The 17,873-nt window shown below is 65.7% G+C and carries 19 protein-coding genes; all 19 read left to right on the top strand.

The genetic code is table 11. The features are described from left to right. Positions 1 to 29: 29 nt before the first annotated feature. Positions 30 to 995 (top strand): tRNA (adenosine(37)-N6)-dimethylallyltransferase MiaA, encoded by a 966-nt coding sequence (gene miaA / locus HF203_RS07995; protein WP_168668461.1) that lies wholly within the window; start codon positions 30 to 32, stop codon positions 993 to 995. 257 nt (positions 996 to 1,252) lie between these two features. Beyond that, entirely contained in the window at positions 1,253 to 1,513 is a 261-nt protein-coding gene (gene hfq / locus HF203_RS07990) for an RNA chaperone Hfq (RefSeq protein ID WP_168668459.1), read from the top strand. 32 nt (positions 1,514 to 1,545) lie between these two features. Further along, positions 1,546 to 2,832, top strand: coding sequence for a ribosome rescue GTPase HflX (gene hflX / locus HF203_RS07985; RefSeq protein ID WP_168668457.1), 1,287 nt, complete (start codon positions 1,546 to 1,548; stop codon positions 2,830 to 2,832). Positions 2,833 to 3,091: 259 nt separating this feature from the next. Then, on the top strand, positions 3,092 to 4,255 hold the full coding sequence (gene hflK, locus HF203_RS07980; RefSeq protein ID WP_168668449.1) for an FtsH protease activity modulator HflK: 1,164 nt from the start codon (positions 3,092 to 3,094) through the stop codon (positions 4,253 to 4,255). Next, positions 4,255 to 5,142 (top strand): protease modulator HflC, encoded by an 888-nt coding sequence (gene hflC / locus HF203_RS07975; protein WP_168668447.1) that lies wholly within the window; start codon positions 4,255 to 4,257, stop codon positions 5,140 to 5,142. The genes hflK and hflC overlap by 1 nt, the downstream gene beginning before the upstream one ends. Before the next feature lie 305 nt (positions 5,143 to 5,447). Continuing rightward, positions 5,448 to 5,630 (top strand): DUF2065 family protein, encoded by a 183-nt coding sequence (locus tag HF203_RS07970; protein ID WP_168668445.1) that lies wholly within the window; start codon positions 5,448 to 5,450, stop codon positions 5,628 to 5,630. 14 nt (positions 5,631 to 5,644) lie between these two features. Continuing rightward, positions 5,645 to 6,838, top strand: coding sequence for an ATP phosphoribosyltransferase regulatory subunit (locus HF203_RS07965; RefSeq protein WP_168668443.1), 1,194 nt, complete (start codon positions 5,645 to 5,647; stop codon positions 6,836 to 6,838). Between the two features lie 12 nt (positions 6,839 to 6,850). Then, entirely contained in the window at positions 6,851 to 8,146 is a 1,296-nt protein-coding gene (locus HF203_RS07960; protein WP_168668441.1) for an adenylosuccinate synthase, read from the top strand. Positions 8,147 to 8,157: 11 nt separating this feature from the next. Beyond that, positions 8,158 to 8,421: an OadG family protein gene (locus tag HF203_RS07955; protein WP_168668439.1), complete on the top strand. Its 264-nt coding sequence runs from the start codon at positions 8,158 to 8,160 to the stop codon at positions 8,419 to 8,421. A gap of 97 nt (positions 8,422 to 8,518) precedes the next feature. Further along, entirely contained in the window at positions 8,519 to 10,321 is a 1,803-nt protein-coding gene (gene oadA, locus HF203_RS07950) for a sodium-extruding oxaloacetate decarboxylase subunit alpha (RefSeq protein WP_168668437.1), read from the top strand. Positions 10,322 to 10,331: 10 nt separating this feature from the next. Continuing rightward, positions 10,332 to 11,465, top strand: a complete 1,134-nt coding sequence (locus tag HF203_RS07945; protein WP_168668435.1) for a sodium ion-translocating decarboxylase subunit beta — start codon at positions 10,332 to 10,334, stop codon at positions 11,463 to 11,465. A 61-nt stretch (positions 11,466 to 11,526) separates the two neighbouring features. Continuing rightward, positions 11,527 to 12,084: a YceD family protein gene (locus HF203_RS07940; RefSeq protein WP_168668433.1), complete on the top strand. Its 558-nt coding sequence runs from the start codon at positions 11,527 to 11,529 to the stop codon at positions 12,082 to 12,084. 70 nt (positions 12,085 to 12,154) lie between these two features. Next, positions 12,155 to 12,331, top strand: coding sequence for a 50S ribosomal protein L32 (rpmF, locus tag HF203_RS07935; RefSeq protein WP_168668431.1), 177 nt, complete (start codon positions 12,155 to 12,157; stop codon positions 12,329 to 12,331). 53 nt (positions 12,332 to 12,384) lie between these two features. Continuing rightward, a complete protein-coding gene (gene plsX / locus HF203_RS07930) occupies positions 12,385 to 13,416 on the top strand; it encodes a phosphate acyltransferase PlsX (RefSeq protein WP_168668429.1) in 1,032 nt (343 codons plus the stop codon). Then, positions 13,416 to 14,372, top strand: a complete 957-nt coding sequence (locus HF203_RS07925) for a beta-ketoacyl-ACP synthase III (RefSeq protein ID WP_168668427.1) — start codon at positions 13,416 to 13,418, stop codon at positions 14,370 to 14,372. The genes plsX and HF203_RS07925 overlap by 1 nt, the downstream gene beginning before the upstream one ends. Positions 14,373 to 14,400: 28 nt before the next feature. Next, positions 14,401 to 15,345: an ACP S-malonyltransferase gene (gene fabD, locus HF203_RS07920; protein ID WP_168668425.1), complete on the top strand. Its 945-nt coding sequence runs from the start codon at positions 14,401 to 14,403 to the stop codon at positions 15,343 to 15,345. After that, positions 15,338 to 16,078, top strand: a complete 741-nt coding sequence (gene fabG / locus HF203_RS07915; protein WP_168668423.1) for a 3-oxoacyl-ACP reductase FabG — start codon at positions 15,338 to 15,340, stop codon at positions 16,076 to 16,078. The genes fabD and fabG overlap by 8 nt, the downstream gene beginning before the upstream one ends. 155 nt (positions 16,079 to 16,233) lie before the next feature. After that, positions 16,234 to 16,470 (top strand): acyl carrier protein, encoded by a 237-nt coding sequence (gene acpP, locus HF203_RS07910; RefSeq protein ID WP_168668421.1) that lies wholly within the window; start codon positions 16,234 to 16,236, stop codon positions 16,468 to 16,470. Between the two features lie 98 nt (positions 16,471 to 16,568). Further along, a complete protein-coding gene (fabF, locus tag HF203_RS07905) occupies positions 16,569 to 17,807 on the top strand; it encodes a beta-ketoacyl-ACP synthase II (protein ID WP_168668419.1) in 1,239 nt (412 codons plus the stop codon). Positions 17,808 to 17,873: the final 66 nt, after the last annotated feature.

Genomic DNA, 17,873 nt, shown 5'->3' with positions numbered 1-17,873 from the left:
CGACGCATTCCCGAGAGGACCGCCCCGCCATGACCGTCTCGACCGACCCACGACCGTGGGCCATCCTGCTGCTCGGCCCGACCGCCGCCGGCAAGACCGATCTCGCCGTCGAGCTGGTGCGTCGGTTACCGTGTGAGATCATCAGTGTCGATTCGGCGATGGTCTATCGCGGCATGGACATCGGTACCGCCAAGCCCGGACCCGAGGTGCTCGCCGAGGCCCCGCACCGGCTCATCGATATCCTCGACCCGAGTGAATCCTATTCGACCGCACAGTTTCGTGCCGATGCCTTGGCGGCGATGGCCGAGATCAGTGCACGGGGGCGGATCCCCTTGCTGGTCGGTGGCACCATGCTCTATGTGCGCGGTCTGTTGCGCGGCCTGGCCGAGTTGCCGGGGGCCGACCCGATGGTGCGAGCCGCACTCGAGGCCGAGGCCGCACGACTCGGTTGGCGGGCGATGCACGCGCGGCTCGCCGCAGTCGATCCGGCGAGCGCGGCGCAGATCCACCCCAACGACCCGCAGCGTATTCAGCGTGCGCTCGAGGTCCACGCCCTTGCCGGCCGGCCGATGAGCGCCCTGATCGCCGAGGCCCGGGCCCGCGCCGAGCCACCCTATCGATGGGTGAAGCTGGTGCGCGCCCCCGCCGAGCGCGCGCTGTTGCATCAGCGTATCGAGCAGCGCTTTCGCGGGATGCTCGGGCAGGGGCTGGTGGGTGAGGTCGAGCGACTGTGGGCGCGCGGGGACCTGCACCCGGAGCTGCCCTCGATGCGCTGCGTGGGTTACCGCCAGGTGTTGAAATACCTGCATGGTGAATACGACGATGTGGAGCTGCTGCAACGCGGTATCTACGCCTCCAGACAGCTCGCCAAGCGTCAGCTGACCTGGCTGCGCGCCGAACCCGACTGCCACTGGCTCGATGATCGGCCCGACCCTTGCGCGCAGGCCCTGGCGGTGCTCGAGGCGGCCGGTGTCACTACCCCCGTGTGCGCCTGAGCCTTGGATCCAGTGCCTGGTCCTTGCCGTGGCGCCCCTCGGCGAGGCATGCTCATCGAGCCCCCGGCCTGGGGGTGTGCTCCAAGCCGGCTGGCGCCGGAATCAGGCAGGATGTCTGCGACCATCGCGTGCCCTGGTGCGTGGTGATGGCGTGCGTGAGCGAGACCGGGGTAGGGCGCTGACTCAAGGCCAAGGCGCGCGGGGACCGCGGGCGCAGGGCATCTGCCGAACGAATGACAACAAGGAGACTCAACGACATGGCAAAGGGCCATAGCCTGCAAGACCCGTTTTTGAACACCCTGCGCAAGGAGCGTGTACCGGTCTCGGTGTTCCTGGTCAACGGTATCAAGCTACAGGGACAGATCGAGTCCTTCGACCAGTTCGTCGTACTACTCAAGAACAACGTCAGTCAGATGATCTACAAGCATGCGATCTCGACCGTGGTGCCGGCGCGTAACATCAAGCTGCCACCGGCCGATGAACCGCAGAAAACCGAGGGCAAGTCAGACGATGCCTGAGTTGCGCATGCCTGAGGGCCAGGGGCTGCACGGTGTTTGAGCGTCCCGATGTCGGTGAACGGGCCATCCTGGTCCAGATCGACCTCGGCGGCGAGCGCGTCGAGGACGATCGCCGCGAGGAGTTCGTCCTGCTCGCCGAGTCGGCCGGTGCCGAGGTGTTGGCGACCCTCCGTGGCAGTCGTGCCGCGCCCGATCCGCGCTATTTCGTCGGGACCGGTAAGGCCGAGGAGCTCAAGGGGTTGGTGGCTGCCAGTGAGGCCGATCTGGTGATCGTCGACCATCCGCTCTCGCCGGCACAGGAGCGCAATCTCGAGCGGCTGGTGCAGTGCCGGGTGCTCGATCGCTCCGGGCTGATCCTCGACATCTTCGCCCAGCGCGCGCGCTCCTTCGAGGGTAAGCTGCAGGTGGAGCTGGCGCAGCTGCGTCACCTCTCGACCCGGCTGGTGCGCGGCTGGACCCACCTCGAGCGCCAGAAGGGCGGCATCGGGCTACGCGGTCCGGGCGAGACCCAGCTCGAGACCGACCGCCGGCTGCTCGGCAAGCGGGTGGCGATGCTCGAACGCCGGCTCGGCAAGATCGAGGGGCAACGCGCACAGGGGCGCAAGGCGCGCGCCAAGGCCGAGCTCTCGGTGGTCTCGCTGGTCGGCTACACCAATGCCGGTAAGTCGACGCTGTTCAACCGTCTCACCGAGGCCGGGGTGTTCCAGGCCGATCAACTGTTCGCCACCCTCGATCCGACGCTGCGTCGCCTGGCGTTGCCCCACGGCGATCGGGCGCTGCTGGCCGATACCGTCGGCTTCGTCAGCGATCTGCCCCATGAGCTGGTGGCCGCCTTCCGCTCGACCCTGGAGGAGGCGCGCAACGCCGCCTTGCTACTGCACGTGATCGACGCCGCAGCGGGACACCGGGCGCGGTTGATCGGTGACGTCGAGCTGGTGCTCGACGAGATCGGTTGCAGCGAGATCCCGCGTCTGGAGGTGTTCAACAAGATCGACCGGCTCGAGGAGGGCGAACCGCGCCTCGAGCGTGATGCCGATGGGGTGGCGGTGCGGGTGTGGATCTCGGCGCGCGAGGGCGCGGGGATCGAGCTGCTGTTACAGGCGATCGCCGAGCGTGTCGGTGATCAGCGCGTCGAGTGTCGGGTACGGCTCGAGCCGGCTGATGGTCGGGTGCGGGCGCTGCTCTTCAGCCATGCCCAGGTCTTGGTCGACACCCCGCTGGAGAGCGGTGGCTGGGAGATGGCCTTCAACATCGCGCGCACCGATCTCGAGCGTCTGCGCGCGCGTGATCCGCGTCTGGCCGCCTGTCTTGAACCCTGACGGTCATCGCAGCGGGGCGTTTGCCCCGTTCCCGGGAGCCATCTTAGAATGACACCTTCGATCTGGCCCTGGGCGCGTGTCCGAGCGGCCGCGTCTTGCGATATCGCTTGATATCGGCCTCGTACGTCGGCATTGTTCTACGCGATATTTCACTGCCATCGGATTTGTCGTGAGGCCCTGTTTGCAGTGGCTGGATCGTCAACCCCCGACAGGGCAATCCGGGACGACTCCCCAACCAACCAGTACAGACGGAGAAGCTATGGCCTGGAACGAGCCAGGTGGCGGTAACAAAGATCCTTGGAGTGGCGGCGGCGACCAGGGACCGCCAGACCTCGACGAGGTGGTGCGTAAGCTCCAAGAGCGCCTGGGCGGACTCTTTGGTGGCAAGGGGGGCGGACAGGGCGGCCCGAGTGGCGGTCCCGGTCGTGATCTCAGCCTGCGCCTGATCGGTGTGGCAGTGGCCGTACTGGTGGTGATCTGGCTGGCCTCCGGTATCTACATCGTCGGTCCGGCCGAACGTGGTGTCGAAACCCGCTTCGGCGAACTCACCGAGACCACCGGGCCGGGGCCGCATTGGCACATCCCCGCACCGATCGAGTCGGTAACCAAGGTCAATGTCGACGAGATTGCAACCTTCAGTCACAAGGCCTCGATGCTCACCCAGGACGAGAACATCGTCGATGTCGAGCTGACGGTGCAGTCGCGCATCCAGGACGCGGCCAACTATCTGTTCCAGGACCAGAACCCTGAGAAGACCCTGCGTGATGCTACGGTGACGGTGGTGCGCGTGACCATCGGTGGCAGCAAGCTCGACTATGTCATGACCGAGGGTCGTAGCGCGGTGGCGGTGACCATCAAGGAGCGCATCCAGGCGCTGATGGATCAGTACAAGACCGGCCTCGAGGTGACCACGGTCAACATGCAGCCGGCCAAGCCGCCGGAGCAGGTCAAGGCCGCCTTTGACGATGCCATCAAGGCCCGCGAGGACAAGGAGCGCATCGAGAACCAGGCCGAGGCCTATGCCAACGAGGTGTTGCCGCGTGCCCGAGGTGAGGCTGCGCGCATCATCGCCGATGCCAAGGCCTATCGCGACAAGGTGATCGCCGAGTCCGAGGGTGAGGCGGCGCGCTTCAGCGCCATCCTCACCGAATACCAGAAGGCCCCGGAGGTGACGCGTGAGCGTCTCTATCTCGAGACCATGGAGCAGGTGCTGGGTGACAATGCCAAGGTCGTGCTCGATGTCGAGGACGGCGGCAACAGCCTGATGTACCTGCCCATCGATCAAATGCTCAAGCAATCAGCAACACCGGCCCAGAGCGGCCAGGCCGTCTCGGCGCCGGCCGCGGCGACGCCGGCGAGCGCCAGCGGGGCGGGTGAGGCCATGCCCCAGCGCATCGTGGACCGTGAGCGGAGGACGCGTTGATGAATCAGTACAGGACCCTGCTGCCGATCGGCGTCGCGGTGCTCGCGCTCCTCGTCTACAGCTGTACCTTCGTGGTCAAGCAGTACGAGGTGGCGATCAAGCTGCGACTCGGTGAGATCGTCTCCGATCAGTACGGCCCCGGGCTGCACTTCAAGCTGCCCTTGATCAACACCATCGAGGTCTTCGATCGTCGCATCCAGACCCTCGACTCGCGTCCGGAGCGCTTCCTGACGATCGAGAAGAAGGACGTGATCGTCGACTCTTACGCCAAGTGGCGGATCTCCAATGCGGCGCAGTTCTTCCGCTCCACCGGTGGCAGCAGCGCGCGGACCAGCCGCCTGCTCTCGGAGCGGATCAACACCAGCCTGCGCGACGAGTTCGGTAAGCGCACCATCCAGGAGGTGGTCTCCGACGATCGTCTGGAGCTGATGCAGATCCTCACCAAGGAGGTCAACGCCAACACCGAGGACCTCGGCGTCGAGATCGTCGACGTGCGGGTGAAGAAGATCGACCTGCCGCCCGAGGTCAGTGAATCGGTCTATCAGCGCATGCGCGCCGAGCGTGAGCGCGTCGCCCGTGACCTGCGAGCCAAGGGCTCGGAGGCCGCCGAGCGCATCCGCGCCGATGCCGATCGCCAGCGCACCGTGATCACCGCCGAGGCCTATCGTCAGTCCGAGGAAATCCGTGGTGAGGGTGATGCGCGCTCGGCCGAGATCTACGCCAACGCCTATAGCGTCGATCCCGAGTTCTACGCCTTCTACCGGAGCCTCGGTTCCTATCGCCAGGCCTTCGGTAATGGCGGTGACGTGTTGGTGCTCGAGCCCGACTCGGAGTTCTTCCGCTTCTTCCGTCAGCAGCAGGCGCCGGTCGAGGCCATCGGCCGCTGATCCTGGTCGCGCTGACCGCTTGTGCGTGGCCCTTTGGGGCCACGCCGCCATTCCCTTCTTGATCGACGCCCCGCCCGGGGCGTCCACGTTTCAGCGACGCCTGCGCTTTTGCGCTAAAAGTTCGTATCTTGTTGACAAGAAGCAGCTTTTGCGTCGATCTTTTGTTTTCTACCCTGTTGTCGGGGCGTTTTCTGGTGTCCGAACGATGGACAAATGCCCTTGTGTCTGGAAAGATGGGCGCCTTTTGAAAGGGTGCCGACCCGGTTGCGCCCGCGTGCTTCGGGGCTGGTCGAGGACGTCTGGTCGTGGATGAACTGCTGATCGCGCTGGCACTGATGCTGGTGATCGAGGGGATCTGGCCGTTTCTCTCGCCGCGAGGCTTTCGGCGCGCGCTGTTGTTGATGGTGGCCGAGCGTGATCGGACCCTGCGTCTGGCCGGGCTGACGAGCATGCTCGTCGGGCTCGGGCTGCTCTACCTGGTGAATTGAGTCTTAGTGTGCTGATGAATGATGAACGGTGGCTGTTGCCAGCCGGAATCGATGAAGTGCTACCGCCCCAGGCCCGCGTGATCGAGGGGCTGCGCCGTGAGTTGCTGGATCTCTATGGCGGCTGGGGTTATGAGTTGGTCATCCCGCCGTTCATCGACTATCTCGACTCGCTGCTGACCGGGACCGGTCAGGACCTCGACCTGCAGACCTTCAAGCTCACCGACCAGGTCACTGGGCGGTTGCTCGGGGTGCGGGCGGACATGACCCCGCAGGTCGCGCGTATGGATGCCCATCACCTGCGCCGTGACGTACCGCAGCGCCTGTGCTATCTCGGCACCGTGCTGCGGACCCGGGGCGATGGCTTCGGCGGGACGCGCAGTCCGCTCCAACTCGGCGCCGAGATCTATGGGCATGCCGGGGTCGAGAGCGACATCGAGATCCTGCGTCTGATCATGCTCACGCTGCGTGCGGCGGGGATCGACGAGAGCTATCTCGATCTGGGGCATGTCGGTATCTTCCGCGGGCTGGCCCGCCAGGCCGGGCTCGACGCGACCCAGGAACACGCCCTGTTCGAGGCGTTGCAGCGCAAGGCCATCCCCGAGATCGAGCAGTTGGTCGGCAGTTTCGGCGTCAGTGGTGCCGCTGCCGATATGCTGGTCGCGCTCGCCGAGCTCAACGGGGCCGATGCCCTGGTCCGGGCCGAGCAGGTGTTGAGTCGTGCCGATCAGCCGGTCCAGGCCGCGCTCGATGAGCTGCGCCGCATCGCCGAGGGCCTGCAGCGCTGGCTGCCCGAGGTGCGGGTGCACTACGACCTGGCCGAGCTGCGTGGCTATCGCTACAAGACCGGCGCGGTGTTCGCCGCCTTCGTCCCCGGCTGGGGGCTGGAGGTCGCGCGTGGCGGCCGCTATGACGATATCGGCCGGGTCTTCGGTCGAGCCCGCCCGGCGGTCGGCTTCAGTGTCGATCTCAAGGAGTTGCTGCGTCACGGTCATGGGCTCGAACAGCGCTATTGCGCCGACACGCCGGTGCTCGCGCCGGCCGTCGCCGACGCGGCGCTGCGTGGCGAGATCGAGCGGCTGCGCGCCGCTGGCCGGCGGGTGATCGAGGCACTGCCCGGGGTCGAACAGGATCCACGTCAACTCGGCTGCAGCCAGGTGCTGGTGCAGCGTGAGGGACGCTGGGAATTACAAGCTATCGATGCGGAGTAGGAAAGAGTCTAGATGGGCAACAACGTCGTTGTAATAGGCACCCAGTGGGGCGACGAGGGTAAGGGCAAGGTCGTCGACCTGCTCACCGATCGTGCTGGCGCCGTGGTGCGCTTCCAGGGTGGACACAATGCCGGCCACACGCTGGTGATCGACGGGGCCAAGACCGTCCTGCACCTCATCCCCTCGGGCGTGCTGCGCGAAGGCGTGCGTTGCCTGATCGGCAACGGCGTGGTGCTCTCGCCGCAGGCGCTGCTTGATGAAATGGCGATGCTCGAGCAGGCCGGGGTGCCGGTGCGCGAGCGTCTCGGCATCAGTGCCGCCTGTCCGCTGATCCTGCCCTACCATGTTGCGCTCGACCAGGCGCGCGAGCGGGCGCGCGGTAGCAATGCCATCGGTACCACCGGGCGTGGTATCGGCCCGGCCTACGAGGACAAGACCGCGCGGCGTGGCATCCGTCTCGGCGAGTTGCTCGACGCCAGCCACTTCGAGGCGCGTCTCGGTGAGGTGCTCGACTACCACAACTTCGTCCTCGAGCACTACTACAAGCTCGCGCCGCTCGAGCTGGCGCCGATCCGTGACGAGGCCCTGGCCCATGCCGAGGCGCTGCGTCCGCTGATCGTCGATGTCCCCGGGCTGTTGCACCAGATGCGCGCCCAGGGTCAGGACGTGCTGTTCGAGGGCGCGCAGGGTTCGCTGCTCGACATCGACCACGGCACCTATCCCTTCGTCACCTCCTCGACCACCACCGCTGGTGGTGCCGCTAGCGGCAGTGGGGTGGGGCCGCGCGACCTCGACTATGTGTTGGGGATCGTCAAGGCCTATACCACCCGGGTCGGGGCTGGCCCCTTCCCCTCGGAGCTGTTCGACGACGACGGCAATCATCTCGGGGTGAAGGGCGCGGAGTTTGGTGCGACCACCGGGCGCAAGCGCCGTTGTGGCTGGCTCGACATGGTCGCGCTCAAGCGCTCCTTCGCCATCAATAGCGTGACCGGCATCTGCATCACCAAGCTCGACGTGCTCGACGGCATGGAGCGGGTGCGTATCTGCACCGGCTATGAACTCGACGGCGAGCTGCTCGAGACCCCGCCGGTGGGCAGTGAGGCGATGGCCCGCTGCACCCCGCGCTACCTCGATCTGCCGGGGTGGAGTGACTCGACCGTCGGGGCCGACAGTTACGAGGCGCTGCCGGAGAACGCGCGCCGATATCTTGAGACCATCGAACAGCTGAGCGGTCTGCCGATCGACCTGATCTCGACCGGCCCCGATCGCATGCAGACCCTGATCCGGCGTCATCCGTTCGACGTCTGAGGGCAATCGTCATGACCGAGATCTCCTTTTCCGAACTCTTCCTCGAGGGCCTGCAGTTGATGGGCGTGGGGATGACCATCGTGGTCTCCTTCCTGATCCTGCTCATCGGCGTGCTTCATCTGGTGGCCGCCGCAGTGCGCCGCTGGGCCCCCGAGGAGGCCGCGCCCGAGGCGCGACCTGCCTTCCCGCAAGGTACCGGGGCCGTCAATGATCGTCGCCTGACGGCGGCGATCACGGCTGCAATCGTCCAGTACCGGAAGCGACGCCGGACCTGACACCCAGGGGTCCGTCTGTAACCGAGTCGTCGTCGGTGGGTGTACCCATCCGGCCGGCGATGGCTCCGATCGCGAACTTCGACATCGAACCTTCACCATGAACGATCCCAAGCCGCTCGGTATTACCGAGGTCGTCCTGCGCGACGCCCATCAGTCCCTGCTCGCCACCCGGCTGCGTCTCGAAGACATGCTGCCGATCGCGCCCAAGCTCGATCAGGTGGGCTACTGGTCCATGGAAAGCTGGGGCGGGGCGACCTTCGACGCCTGCATCCGTTACCTGGGCGAGGACCCGTGGGACCGTCTGCGTCAGCTCAAGGCAGCGATGCCGAACACCCCGCAACAGATGCTGCTGCGTGGGCAGAACCTGCTCGGTTATCGCCACTACGCCGATGACGTGGTCGCCTCCTTCGTCGAGCGCGCTGCGGTCAATGGCATCGATGTCTTCCGCGTGTTCGACGCGATGAACGACCTGCGCAACCTCGAGGCTGCGATCAAGGCCGTGCTCGCCACCGACAAGCACGCCCAGGGCACCATGTCCTATACCGTCAGCCCGGTGCACGATCTCGACTACTGGGTCGATATGGGGCGGCGTCTCGAGGACATGGGGTGCCACTCGATCTGCATCAAGGACATGGCCGGCCTGCTCAAGCCCTATGTCGCCGAGCAGTTGGTCACCCGTCTCAAGGCAAGTTGCTCGATCCCAATCGCGATGCAGAGCCATGCCACCACCGGCATGAGCACCAGCACCATCGTCAAGGCGGTCGAGGCGGGGATCGACATGGTCGATTCCGCAGTCTCCTCGATGAGCATGACCTATGGGCATTCGCCGACCGAGTCGGTGGTCGCCATCTTCGAGGGTGGCGAGCGCGCCACCGGGCTCGATCTCAACCTGCTCGAGGAGATCGCTGCTTACTTCCGCGAGGTGCGCAAGAAGTACGCGAAGTTCGAGGGGGCGCTCAAGGGCGTCGACTCGCGCATCCTGGTCGCCCAGGTGCCGGGTGGCATGCTCACCAACATGGAGAACCAGCTGCGCGAACAGGGCGCGAGCGACCGCCTCGACGAGGTGCTGATCGAGATCCCCAAGGTGCGCGAGGACCTCGGCTTCATCCCGCTGGTCACCCCGACCTCGCAGATCGTCGGTACCCAGGCGGTGCTCAACGTGCTCATGGGTGAGCGCTACAAGAGCATCACTGCCGAGACCGCCGGCGTGTTGCGCGGCGAATACGGTGCGACCCCCGCGCCGGTCGACACCGAGCTGCAGCAGCGGGTGCTCGAAGAGGGTCAGACCCCGATCACCTGCCGCCCGGCCGACAATCTCTCCCCGGAGATGGAGTCGCTGACCACGCAGCTCCAGGAGATCGCCGAGGAGCGTTCGCTGCGTCTGGCCGACGCGGTGGTCGACGACGTGCTCACCTATGCGCTCTTCCCTCAGGTTGGGCTCAAATTCATCGAGAACCGCGACAACCCCGAGGCCTTCGAGCCGGCGCCCTGGACCGAGTCGCCGGTGGCCGAGGCGGGTAGGGCGGTGGCCGCTGCGCCGGCCGCTGCGGAGGCAGTCGCCGAGGCCTATCGGGTCGAGGTCGATGGTCATGCCTACAACGTTCGCGTCTCGCCCGAGGGCGCCGTCGAGATGATCGCGCCGGCGGCGGGCGCGGCGCCCGCCGCCGCACCCGCGAGCGGTGGTGCCGCGCAAGACGTGCCCGCACCGCTGGCCGGCACCGTGTTCAAGGTGTTGGTCAAGCCTGGTGATCAGATCGCCTCCGGTGACGTGGTGATGATCCTCGAGGCGATGAAGATGGAGACCGAGGTGCGCACGCCCGAGGGTGGTACCGTGGCCGCGGTCTGTGTCTCCGAGGGCGATGCGGTGCAGGTCGGTCAGGCCCTGCTGACCCTGAACTGAGCCCACGCCCATGGAAAAGTTGTTACTGCTTTGGCAGTCCACGGGGCTGGCCAATTTCACCTGGGGGCAGGCGCTGATGATCGGCGTCGGCGGGGTCCTGATCTATCTGGCGATCGCCAAGAAGTTCGAGCCGCTGCTGCTGCTGCCGATCGGTTTCGGCGCCATCCTCTGTAACACGCCGGTGGCCGGGATCGGTGGTCCCGACGGTATGATCGGCATGATCTACCACGTCGGCATCGAGACCGGGATCTTCCCGCTGCTGATCTTCATGGGTGTCGGGGCCCTGACCGACTTCGGCGCTCTGATCGCGCGGCCCTCGACCCTGTTGCTGGGCGCCGCGGCACAGTTCGGCATCTTCGCCACCCTGCTCGGGGCGATTGCGTTGAACCTGATCCCCGGGTTCGATTTCAGCATGGCCGATGCCGCCTCGATCGCGATCATCGGTGGCGCCGACGGTCCGACGGCGATCTTCCTCGCCTCGCAGCTCTCGCCCGATCTGCTCGGCGCCATCGCCGTGGCCGCGTACTCCTATATGGCGTTGGTGCCACTGATCCAGCCGCCGATCATGCGCGCACTGACCAGTGAGTCCGAGCGTCAGGTCAAGATGGAGCAGCTGCGCCACGTCTCCAGGCTCGAGCGCATCCTCTTCCCGTTCTCGGTGCTGGTGCTGTGCGTGGCCTTGTTGCCCTCGGCCGCGCCGCTGATGGGGATGCTGATGTTCGGTAACCTGCTGCGCGAGGCGGGTGTGGTCGATCGGCTCAGCCGTGCCGCGCAGAACGAGATCATCAATGTGGTCACCATCATGCTGGGCCTGGCCGTCGGCTCCAAGCTCTCGGCCGAGATGTTCCTCAACGTGCAGACGCTCGGCATCCTGCTACTCGGCGCGCTGGCCTTCTGCATCGGTACTGCCACCGGCGTGGTGATGGGTAAGATCATGTGCAAGGTCACCGGAGGGAAGGTCAACCCGTTGATCGGTGCCGCCGGTGTCTCGGCGGTGCCGATGGCCGCGCGCGTGGTCAACAAGGTCGGCCTCGAATCGGACCATCACAACTTCCTGCTGATGCATGCCATGGGGCCGAACGTGGCCGGTGTCATCGGCTCGGCGGTGGCCGCCGGTGTCCTGCTCGCGCTGGTGGGCGGGTGAGCCATGGAAGTTGACGAAATCAGCAAAACTGGGTTAATTTGACCAGCTTATGTCAGCGTCGTTGCCTGACCGACTAGATCCTTGGCGGGCCGCCCAGGCCGACCGTGTCTTCAGCGGCACGGTCGAGCTTGCGCGGTTGCCAAGGTTGGCCGAGGCCGTCATCGGGCTCGCCCCGGTGCCTGGAGGTGTCTCCGAGGTCTGCTACCGTCTCGCCTTCGCGCGAGACGCACTGGGGTTCGTGCGGGTGAGCGGAACGGTCCAGGCCGTGCTCCGACTGCCCTGCCAACGCTGTCTCGGCGAGGTCGAGTTGGCGGTGGACGCGCCCCTGGCCCTCGGGTTGGTGCGTGGTGAGCAGCAGGCCGAGCGGCTCGGTGAAGACCTCGATCCGGTGTTGGTCGAGGACGACGAGCCGGTGTGCCCGCGCGACTGGATCGAGGACGAGCTGCTGCTCGCGATCCCGGCGGTGCCACGCCATGCCCCGGGCGATTGTGTGGCGCCGGCGTCTCCCGAGTCGGTCGCGGCCGATGACCGGGAGGTCGCGGCGGCTGACGTCGCCGAGCATGACAACCCGTTTGCGATCCTGGCGCGCTTGAAGTCGCCCGGGCGCGACGAGGACTGATGGTTTCGTAATTCCGATCAACACGGCCTCTCGTGTCGACGAGATGCCAGATCCGTACCTGGAGATAACAATGGCAGTTCAGCAGAATCGCAAGACCCCTTCCAAGCGTGGCATGCGTCGCTCCCACGACGCCCTGACCAAGCCCACCCTCTCGGTCGAGCCTTCGAGCGGCGAGACCCATCGTCGTCATCATGTCTCGGCCGACGGGTTCTATCGCGGCCGTAAGGTTGTGGACAAATCTGAGTGATCCGCCAGGTCCGTTTCGGGTCCCCAGGGTCGCGGCACGCGAGTCGATCAGCGATGGCAGAGCCTTGCACCATTGCGCTGGACGCCATGGGTGGCGATCGCGGCGCCAGTGTCGTGGTCCCCGCGGCACTCAAGTATCTCGCCGACAACCCGCATGCGACACTGATCCTGGTGGGCGACGAGCAGCGCCTCGAGGTGTTGCTCGACGGGGCCAGTCGCGAGCGTCTGCGGATCCATCACGCCTCCCAGGAGGTGGCGATGGACGAACTGCCGTCGCGGGCGCTGCGTGGCAAGAAGGACTCGTCGATGCGCGTGGCCATCGATCTGGTCCGTGCCGGCGAGGCCGATGCCTGTGTCAGTGCCGGTAACACCGGTGCGTTGATGGCGACGGCGCGCTTCGTCCTCAAGACCCTGCCGAGCATCGATCGGCCGGCGATCAGCACCACGGTGCCCTCGCTCCACGGCCACACCCACATGCTCGATCTCGGTGCCAATGTCGACTGCTCCGGGGCGCATCTGTTCCAGTTCGCCGTCATGGGCAGCGAGCTGGCGACCGTCGTCGACGGGATCGATCATCCCAAGGTCGCGCTGCTCAACATCGGTCAGGAAGAGATCAAGGGCAACGAGCAGGTCAAGCAGGCCCACGAGTTGTTGCTCAACAGCAGCCTCAACTATGTCGGCTACGTCGAGGGTGATGGCATCTACCTCGACGATGTCGACGTGATCGTCTGTGATGGCTTCATTGGTAACGTCGCGCTCAAGTCGAGCGAAGGCGTGGCCAAGTTCGTGCGCCACTCGCTGCGCAAGCAGTTCAAGCGCAACTGGTTCAGCCAGCTCGCCGGGCTGGCCGCGATGCCCATCCTCAAGCGCTTCAGCCGCGATATCGACCCACGCCGTTACAACGGCGCGAGCCTGCTCGGGCTGCGTGGCATCGTGGTCAAGAGCCATGGTGGTGCCGACGAGGTGGCCTTCGAGAACGCGATCTATATCGCCGAGAAGGAGATCCGCGAGAACATCCCCAAGCGGATCGGCGAACAGGTCGGGCGCCAGCTCGAGGGTAGCGGACAATACAGGGAAACCGCCTGATGAAGTATTCCCGCATTCTCGGGACCGGGAGCTATCTGCCGGCCCGCGTCATGACCAATGCCGATCTCGAGGGTATCGTCGATACCTCCGATACCTGGATCCGGGAACGCACGGGAATCGAGAAACGTCACCTGGTCAGCGACGGGGAGAGCAGCTGCGATCTGGCCGAGCAGGCCGCTCGCAAGGCGCTGGAGGCGGCCGGCATCGCCGCCTCCGACCTCGACCTGATCCTGGTGGCGACGACCACGCCAGATCAATTCTTTCCGAGCACCGCGACGCTGCTGCAGCAGCGCCTCGACGTGCACGGTTGCCCGGCCTTCGACCTGCAGGCCGTGTGCGCAGGCTTCGTCTATGCAATGGACGTGGCCGACAAGTTCATCCGCACCGGCGCGGCCAAGCGCGCGCTGGTGGTCGGCACCGAGACCTTCTCGCGTATCCTCGATTGGAGCGATCGCACCACCTGCGTGCTGTTTGGCGACGGCGCCGGTGCGGTCGTCCTCGAGGCCGCCGACGAACCTGGCATCCTCTCTACCCATCTTCACGCCGATGGCGCCTACAAGGACCTGCTGCAGGTCCCCGGTGGGCTCGGCAACGGCCACCCCGACGCCCGCTTCGTCCAGATGAAGGGCAACGAGGTGTTCCGTATCGCCGTCACCACCCTCGGGCGCATCGTCGAGGAGACCCTCGAGGCCGCAGGCCTCACCAAGTCGGACATCGACTGGCTGATCCCGCATCAGGCCAACATCCGTATCATCCAGGCGACCGCGCGCAAGCTCGATCTGCCGATGGAACGGGTGGTCGTGACCGTTGCCGAACATGGCAATACCTCCTCGGCCTCCATCCCCCTGGCCCTCGATCAGGCCGTGCGCGACGGGCGTATTCGCCGTGGCGAGACGCTGCTGATGGAGGCCTTCGGGGGCGGTTTCACCTGGGGATCGGTCCTGGTCCGTTACTGATTTCCCTCTTGTAACTCCCTGTATTGCGATGCCACAACAACTTGCCGTTTTCTTTCCCGGTCAAGGGTCGCAGGCGCTCGGTATGCTCGATGCCCTTGCCGCGACCTACCCCAGCGTCCGTCATACCTTCGAGGAGGCCGCTGACGCCCTCGGCCAGGATCTCTGGCAACTGGTGACCAGTGGTCCCGAGGACGCGCTCAACCGCACCGAGAACACCCAGCCCGCCATGCTTGCCGCCGGTATCGCCGTGTGGCGGGTGTGGCGTCAGGCCGGCGGTGCGCCGGCCACGGTGATGGCTGGCCACTCGCTGGGCGAGTACAGCGCCCTGGTCGCCGCCGAGGCGCTAGGTTTTGCCGATGGTGTGCGTCTGGCCGCCGAGCGTGGTCGGCTGATGCAAGCGGCGGTGCCGCCGGGTGAGGGCTCGATGGCCGCGCTGCTCGGTCTCGACGACGACACCGTGATCGCACTCTGCGCCGAGCAGGCCGGCGGCGAGGTGCTCGAGGCGGTGAACTTCAACTCCCCCGGTCAGGTGGTGATCGCCGGCGCCAGCACCGCGGTCGCGCGTGCCGTCGAGGCGGCCAAGGCCGCCGGCGCCAAGCGTGCGGTACAGCTGCCGGTGAGCGTGCCCTCGCACTGCGCGCTGATGCGCCCGGCCGCCGAGCAACTCGCCGAGCGTCTCGCCGAACTCGATCTCACGCTGCCCCAGGTGCCGGTGTTGCACAATGTCAACGTCGCCCCGGCCGCAGATGTCGCCGAGTTGCGCGATCTCCTGGTGCAGCAGCTCTATCGCCCGGTACGCTGGGTCGAGACGGTGCGCAAGGTCGCCGGTGACAGGGTACCGGCGGCGATCGAATCGGGTCCGGGCAAGGTGCTGGCCGGACTCTGCAAGCGTATCGACAGGAACATGACGACGCTGCCGGTCTTCGACCCGAAGACCCTCGAGGCGGCACTGGAGGCGACAGCCAATGCTTAAGGGTGAAATCGCGCTCGTCACGGGCGCCTCGCGTGGAATCGGTCGGGCCATCGCCATGGCGCTGGCCGAACAGGGTGCAGCGGTGGCCGGTACCGCGACCAGCGAAGCCGGTGCCGCGGCGATCGAGCAGGCGCTCAAGGACGCCGGCCATCAGGGCATTGGCCTGGTGCTCAACGTCTCCGATCCGGAATCGATCAAGACCACGCTCGCGACCCTCACCGAGCGTCTCGGGGCACCCACCATCCTGGTCAACAATGCCGGGATCACCCGCGACAACCTGCTGATGCGGATGAAGGACGATGAATGGGATTCGGTCATCGAGACCAACCTCTCCTCGGTCTATCGTCTGGTCAAGGCCTGTCTGCGGCCGATGACCAAGGCGCGCAAGGGACGCATCATCAACATCGCCTCGGTGGTCGGGACCACCGGCAATGCCGGCCAGACCAACTATGCCGCGGCCAAGGCCGGGATGATGGGCTTTACCAAGTCGCTCGCCCGCGAGGTCGGTGCCCGAGGCATCACCGCCAACTGCGTCGCCCCGGGGTTCATCGACACCGACATGACCCGGGTGTTGCCCGACGCCCAGCGCGAGGCGCTGCTCGGCTCCATCCCGCTCGGTCGACTCGGCGCCCCCGAGGAGATCGCCGCTGCCGTGACCTTCCTCGCCTCTCCCGGCGGGGCCTACATCACGGGTGAGACGCTGCATGTCAACGGTGGCATGCACATGGCGTGATGCGCCGGCTTCGTCATTGATATAAATGACTTATATCAATCGGTTAGGGTTTTTACTTAAGGCTGTTTATCGGCTTTCATCGACCCTCGTTTGTCACTAGAATACGGGCTGGCTCAACGAGGGCCACTTTATTCATTCCGGAGGAATCTTTCATTATGAGCAGCGTTGAAGATCGAGTTCGCAAGATTGTTGTCGAGCAGCTGGGTGTCAAAGAGGAAGAGGTGACCGCTGAGTCGTCCTTCGTCGACGATCTGGGTGCGGACTCCCTCGACACCGTGGAACTGGTCATGGCCCTTGAAGAGGAGTTCGAGACCGAGATTCCTGACGAAGACGCTGAGAAGATCACCACGGTCCAGCAGGCCATCAACTACATCAACGAGCACCAGGCCTGAGGCAGGGTTGCTGTCCGCGCGCAGGCATCCGTCGGAGACGGAAGCCGCACGCGGCTCGACCCGCCGAATCGTGGTGTACTGAACGAAAGGGGTAAGCAATGGCAGGCAGAAGGGTAGTTGTCACTGGGCTGGGTCTAGTGGCGCCAGTTGGTCTGAACGTCAAGTCCGCTTGGGACAGCATCCTTGCCGGCAGGAGTGGGATCCAGCCGATCACGCACTTCGACATCGAACCGTTCAGCAGCCGTTTCGGTGGGCCGATCTATGGCTTCGATCCGAGCGAGTACGTCGCCGAGAAAGATGCCAAGAAGATGGACAAGTTCATCCACTATGGTGTCGCCGCCGGCTCTCAGGCCATTGCGGATGCCGCGCTGGAGATCGATGAGTCGAACTGCCGTCGTATCGGTGTCGCCGTCGGGTCCGGCATCGGTGGTATCACCGGTATCGAGAACAACTACGAGGCCTATCGTTCCAAGGGGCCGCGTCGGATTTCTCCCTTCTTCGTGCCGGCCAACATCGTCAACATGGTGGCGGGCAATCTCTCGATCAAATTCGGCCTCAAGGGCCCGAACTACTCGATCGTCTCGGCCTGTGCCACCGGTACCCATAACATCGGCGAGGCCGCGCTGATGATCCGTCACGGTTATGTCGACGTGATGCTCGCCGGTGGTGCCGAGATGGCGACCTCGCCGGTCGGTCTCGGCGGCTTCGCCGCGGCGCGTGCACTCTCCACCCGCAACGACGATCCCGAGGGCGCGAGCCGCCCGTTCGACAAGGAGCGCGACGGCTTCGTGCTCAGTGATGGTGCCGGCGTGGTGGTGCTCGAGGAGTACGAGCGGGCCAAGGCGCGTGGTGCGCACATCTACGCCGAGCTGGTCGGTGTCGGCATGAACTCCGATGCCTACCACATGACCGCCCCCTCGACCGATGGCTCGGGCGCGGCCGACTGCATGCTGTTGGCGCTCAACGATGCCGGTCTCAATCCGGAGCAGGTTGACTACATCAACGCCCATGGCACCTCGACCGTGGCCGGCGACATCGCCGAGACCACCGCGGTCAAGCGCGCCCTTGGCGACCATGCCTACAAGACCATGGTCAGCTCCACCAAGTCGATGACCGGCCACATGCTCGGTGCTGCCGGTGGCGCCGAGGCGGTGTTCTCGGTGCTTGCGCTGCGCGATCAGGTCGCGCCGCCGACCATCAACTACACCACCCCGGACCCCGACTGCGACCTCGACTACGTGCCCAACACCGCGCGTGAGTCGAAGCTCGACGTGGTGATGTCGAACTCCTTCGGTTTCGGCGGCACCAACGGTTCCCTGGTGTTCCGTCGCGTCTGATCCGGTGTTCCCGTCGTGGGCCGGGCCCGGAAGGCGCCCGGCCCCGGGGGGGCACCCCCCCCCGCC

The sequence above is a fragment of the Marichromatium bheemlicum genome (genome assembly GCF_012276755.1).
Lineage (GTDB): Bacteria > Pseudomonadota > Gammaproteobacteria > Chromatiales > Chromatiaceae > Marichromatium > Marichromatium bheemlicum.
The sequence above is the reverse complement of the archived record's forward strand: the minus strand, read 5'-3'. Positions and strand labels throughout refer to the sequence as shown.

Coding starts and splice junctions, on each gene's coding strand:
- miaA (WP_168668461.1), top strand. CDS start 30: ATGACCGTCTCGACCGACCCACGACCGTGGGCCATCCTGCTGCTCGGC.
- HF203_RS07965 (WP_168668443.1), top strand. CDS start 5,645: ATGAATGATGAACGGTGGCTGTTGCCAGCCGGAATCGATGAAGTGCTA.
- fabG (WP_168668423.1), top strand. CDS start 15,338: ATGCTTAAGGGTGAAATCGCGCTCGTCACGGGCGCCTCGCGTGGAATC.
- HF203_RS07945 (WP_168668435.1), top strand. CDS start 10,332: ATGGAAAAGTTGTTACTGCTTTGGCAGTCCACGGGGCTGGCCAATTTC.
- fabF (WP_168668419.1), top strand. CDS start 16,569: ATGGCAGGCAGAAGGGTAGTTGTCACTGGGCTGGGTCTAGTGGCGCCA.
- HF203_RS07925 (WP_168668427.1), top strand. CDS start 13,416: ATGAAGTATTCCCGCATTCTCGGGACCGGGAGCTATCTGCCGGCCCGC.
- HF203_RS07955 (WP_168668439.1), top strand. CDS start 8,158: ATGACCGAGATCTCCTTTTCCGAACTCTTCCTCGAGGGCCTGCAGTTG.
- hfq (WP_168668459.1), top strand. CDS start 1,253: ATGGCAAAGGGCCATAGCCTGCAAGACCCGTTTTTGAACACCCTGCGC.
- acpP (WP_168668421.1), top strand. CDS start 16,234: ATGAGCAGCGTTGAAGATCGAGTTCGCAAGATTGTTGTCGAGCAGCTG.
- fabD (WP_168668425.1), top strand. CDS start 14,401: ATGCCACAACAACTTGCCGTTTTCTTTCCCGGTCAAGGGTCGCAGGCG.
- rpmF (WP_168668431.1), top strand. CDS start 12,155: ATGGCAGTTCAGCAGAATCGCAAGACCCCTTCCAAGCGTGGCATGCGT.
- hflC (WP_168668447.1), top strand. CDS start 4,255: ATGAATCAGTACAGGACCCTGCTGCCGATCGGCGTCGCGGTGCTCGCG.
- oadA (WP_168668437.1), top strand. CDS start 8,519: ATGAACGATCCCAAGCCGCTCGGTATTACCGAGGTCGTCCTGCGCGAC.
- hflK (WP_168668449.1), top strand. CDS start 3,092: ATGGCCTGGAACGAGCCAGGTGGCGGTAACAAAGATCCTTGGAGTGGC.
- HF203_RS07960 (WP_168668441.1), top strand. CDS start 6,851: ATGGGCAACAACGTCGTTGTAATAGGCACCCAGTGGGGCGACGAGGGT.
- plsX (WP_168668429.1), top strand. CDS start 12,385: ATGGCAGAGCCTTGCACCATTGCGCTGGACGCCATGGGTGGCGATCGC.